This window comes from Streptomyces sp. OfavH-34-F, assembly GCF_022347745.1.
In the GTDB taxonomy this organism is placed as follows: domain Bacteria; phylum Actinomycetota; class Actinomycetes; order Streptomycetales; family Streptomycetaceae; genus Streptomyces.
In genome coordinates this window covers 1-3,504 of record NZ_JAKRGC010000475.1, presented here as the reverse complement: position 1 = coordinate 3,504, position 3,504 = coordinate 1, and the positions used below count along the sequence as shown (strand labels likewise).

Sequence of the window (3,504 nt, the reverse complement as noted above, 5' to 3'; positions counted from 1 at the left end):
AGGTGAGGTGCGGGCGGCCCCGGCGCACCGAGGTCAGCCAGGCGGCGTTGCCGGCCTCGGCCTCGGCGGCGAGGACGCCGGCCTCGACCCGGACGCCGGCGGCGCGCAGGGTGTCGGCGCCGCCGGTGGCCTGCGGGTTCGGGTCGCCGACCGCGTACACCACGCGGGCGATCCCGGCCTCGGCGAGTGCCCGGGAGCAGGGGCCGGTGCGGCCGGTGTGGTCGCAGGGTTCGAGGGTGACGTAGGCGGTGCCGCCGCGGGCCCGGTCGCCCGCCGCGCGCAGGGCGTGGATCTCGGCGTGCGGGCCGCCGGCGCGCTGGTGGAAGCCCTCGCCGGCGGGCTGTCCGGCGGCGTCGAGGACGACGCATCCGACGACCGGGTTGGGGCTGGTGGAGCCGAGGCCGCGGGCGGCGAGCGCGATGGCTCGGCGCATGGCGGTGATGTCGGCTGCGGTGGCCACCGGGTCCTCCTGCCTCTTCGGGCACGGACTCCGGGGCCTGTCGATGACGACAGAAGGAGCGGGACGCGACGACAGGGACGCCGGATGCCGGAAAACACGGATGGTCCGGTTGCCCGGAAAACCATCCGCCGACGGCGGCGTACCCGCGAAACGGCCCGCCGCGCACTGCCTCCCATCCGGACTTTAACCGTCGGTCCAGGAATCTCACCTGGTCAACCGGCCGCTGGATGCGGACGGGTCGCGGACTATAACCGCCGGTTCGGAATTGCACCGACCCCGGAGTGCGCTGCTGCTGGTACAGGGTCAGTGTGCCACGTCCGGGCGCGGCCCATACGGGCGAACGCTGTGGAGTGGCTCACAGACACCGCGCGACAAGGGTCTTTTCGGACACTCACACAGGAAAGAACCGTGATTGGTCCAGACCTATTGACGCACTGGTCTAGTCCTCTTAATCTCTGCGTCACCTCCGAGGAACGGTCCCCCGGTGTGCGCACACCGGCGACCAGGGACGAGTCACCCCCCTGTCCCTTCTTGTCAGTTGTGTTCTGCCGACCTCCCCAGGAGGAACCGAACGTGCTGTCCCCCACCCGCGCGAGAGCCTCGCTCCTCGCCGCCGGCGCAGGCGTCGCCGCGCTGCTGATCGGCTCCCTCGCCGCGACCCCCTCGGCCGCCGCCGTCGACCAGGAGTCCTGCCGCCCCGACGGGCTCTACGAGACGCCCGGCGTCTCCGTCCCCTACTGCTCCGTGTACGACTCCGAGGGGCGCGAGAAGATGGGCGCCGACCACCCCCGGCGCGTCATCGGATACTTCACCAACTGGCGGACCGGCAAGGACGGCAGGGACGCCTACCTCGCCTCCGACATCCCCTGGGACAAGGTCACCCACCTCAACTACGCCTTCGCCCACGTCGACGGCTCCAACAAGCTCTCCGTGGGCGCGGACGGGCCGGACAACGCCTCCACCGGGATGACCTGGCCGGGCGTCAAGGGTGCCGAGATGGACCCGGGCTTCCCGTACAAGGGCCACTTCAACCTGCTCAACAAGTTCAAGAAGCAGTACCCGAACGTCAAGACGATGGTGTCGGTCGGCGGCTGGGCCGAGACCGGCGGGTACTTCGACGCCAGCGGCAAGCGCGTCGACTCGGGCGGCTTCTACTCGATGGCGACCAACGCGGACGGCTCGGTCAACCAGGCCGGAATCAACACCTTCGCCGACTCCGCGGTCGACTTCATCCGGACGTACGGCTTCAACGGAGTCGACATCGACTACGAGTACCCCACGACCATGAAGGACGCCGGCAACCCGCTGGACCACACGCTGTCCAACGGCCGCCGGGCCGGCCTGGTCAAGGGCTACTCCGCGCTGATGAAGACCCTGCGCGAGAAGCTGGACCGGGCGTCCGCCGCCGACGGCAAGCACTACCTGCTCAGCGTCGCCGCGCCGTCCTCGGGCTACCTGCTGCGCGGCATGGAGACCTTCCAGGTCCAGAAGTACCTGGACTACGTCAACATCATGTCGTACGACCTGCACGGCGCCTGGAACGAGTACGTCGGCCCGAACGCCTCGCTGTTCGACGACGGCAAGGACGCCGAACTCGCCCAGGCCAACGTCTACTCCACCGCGCAGTACGGCGGGACCGGCTACCTCAACACCGACTGGGCCTACCACTACTTCCGCGGCTCCATGCCGTCCGGCCGCATCAACATCGGCCTGCCGTACTACACCCGCGGCTTCAAGAACGTCCAGGGCGGCACCAACGGCCTGTGGGGCAAGGCGGCCACCAGCGACTGCCCGGCCGGCGCGGGGCTGACCAAGTGCGGTGACGGCGCGGTCGGCATCGACAACCTCTGGCACGACCTGGACACCAACGGCAAGGAGTCGCCCGCCGGCTCCAACCCGATGTGGCACGCCAAGAACCTGGAGAAGGGGATCGTCGGCGACTACGTCACCGACTACGGCTTCCCCGCGACCACCAAGCTGACCGGCAGCTACGTCCGCAACTACGACTCCACCCTGGTGGCGCCGTGGCTGTGGAACGCCGAGAAGAAGGTCTTCCTCTCCACCGAGGACGAGCAGTCCGTGCGGGCCAAGGCCGACTACGTGGTCGACAAGGGCATCGGCGGCACGATGATCTGGGAGCTGGCCGGCGACTACGGCTGGAACGCGGCCAAGGGCCAGTACGAGCCCGGCTCGACGCTCACCTCGACGATGTACGACACCTTCAAGAACGCCACCCCGTACGGGGCGAAGCGCTCCACGATCGACCTGCCGAAGAAGGCGCTCGACATCGACGTGTCCTTCGGCGCGTTCCCGCTGGGCGACTCCAACTACCCGATCAGCCCCAAGCTGACCATCACCAACAACACCAAGGCGACGCTGCCGGGCGGTACGGAGTTCCAGTTCGACTACTCCACCTCGGCGCCCGCCAACGCCAAGGACCAGTCGGGCTTCGGCACCACGATCGTGCGCAGCGACCACACCGCCCCGAACAACATCGGCGGCCTCAAGGGCGACTACAACCGCGTCTCGCTGAAGCTGCCGTCCTGGCAGAGCCTGGCGCCGGGCGCCTCGGTCCAGGTCGACTTCGTCTACTACCTGCCGACGTCCACGCCGTCCAACTGGACCGTCACGTTCAACGGCACGTCCTACGCCCTGGCGGGCGACCTGGCGCGCGGCACGACGGTCGTCGAGCCGGGCACCGGCTCCACCCCGACGCCCGACCCCTCCGGCTCCACCGGTCCGAGCCCCGACCCCTCGGGCGGCACCTGCGCGGCGCCGGCCTGGAACGCGGACACGGCCTACGGCGCGGCCACGACGGTGAGCCAGGACGGGCACCAGTGGAAGTCGAAGTGGTGGACGAAGGGCGAGAAGCCCGGCACCACCGGTCAGTGGGGCGTCTGGCAGGACCTGGGCGCCTGCTGAACCCGCTGCATCCCCCCGGCCCGGGGCGGGGCGCTTCGGCGCACCGCTCCGGGCCGGTCCCGTTTCAGCCCCGGGGGGCGAACAGCGCGTCCTGCGCCGCGTCGCGCGCCGCGAGCAGCGCC

2 protein-coding genes and 1 riboswitch are annotated in these 3,504 nt (G+C 70.0%); of the genes, one reads left to right on the top strand and one right to left on the bottom strand.

What is annotated here, in order from left to right; translation table 11 throughout:
- The coding region (gene ribD / locus MHW47_RS33535) for a bifunctional diaminohydroxyphosphoribosylaminopyrimidine deaminase/5-amino-6-(5-phosphoribosylamino)uracil reductase RibD (RefSeq protein WP_239227619.1) at window positions 1–460 on the bottom strand (460 nt) is incomplete at its 3' end.
- A gap of 158 nt (window positions 461–618) precedes the next feature.
- Window positions 619–749, bottom strand: a riboswitch (FMN riboswitch).
- Between the two features lie 284 nt (window positions 750–1,033).
- On the opposite strand from ribD, the gene MHW47_RS33530 reads away from it, so the two are divergent.
- Entirely contained in the window at window positions 1,034–3,382 is a 2,349-nt protein-coding gene (locus tag MHW47_RS33530; RefSeq protein WP_239227618.1) for a chitinase C-terminal domain-containing protein, read from the top strand.
- Window positions 3,383–3,504 lie beyond the last annotated feature (122 nt).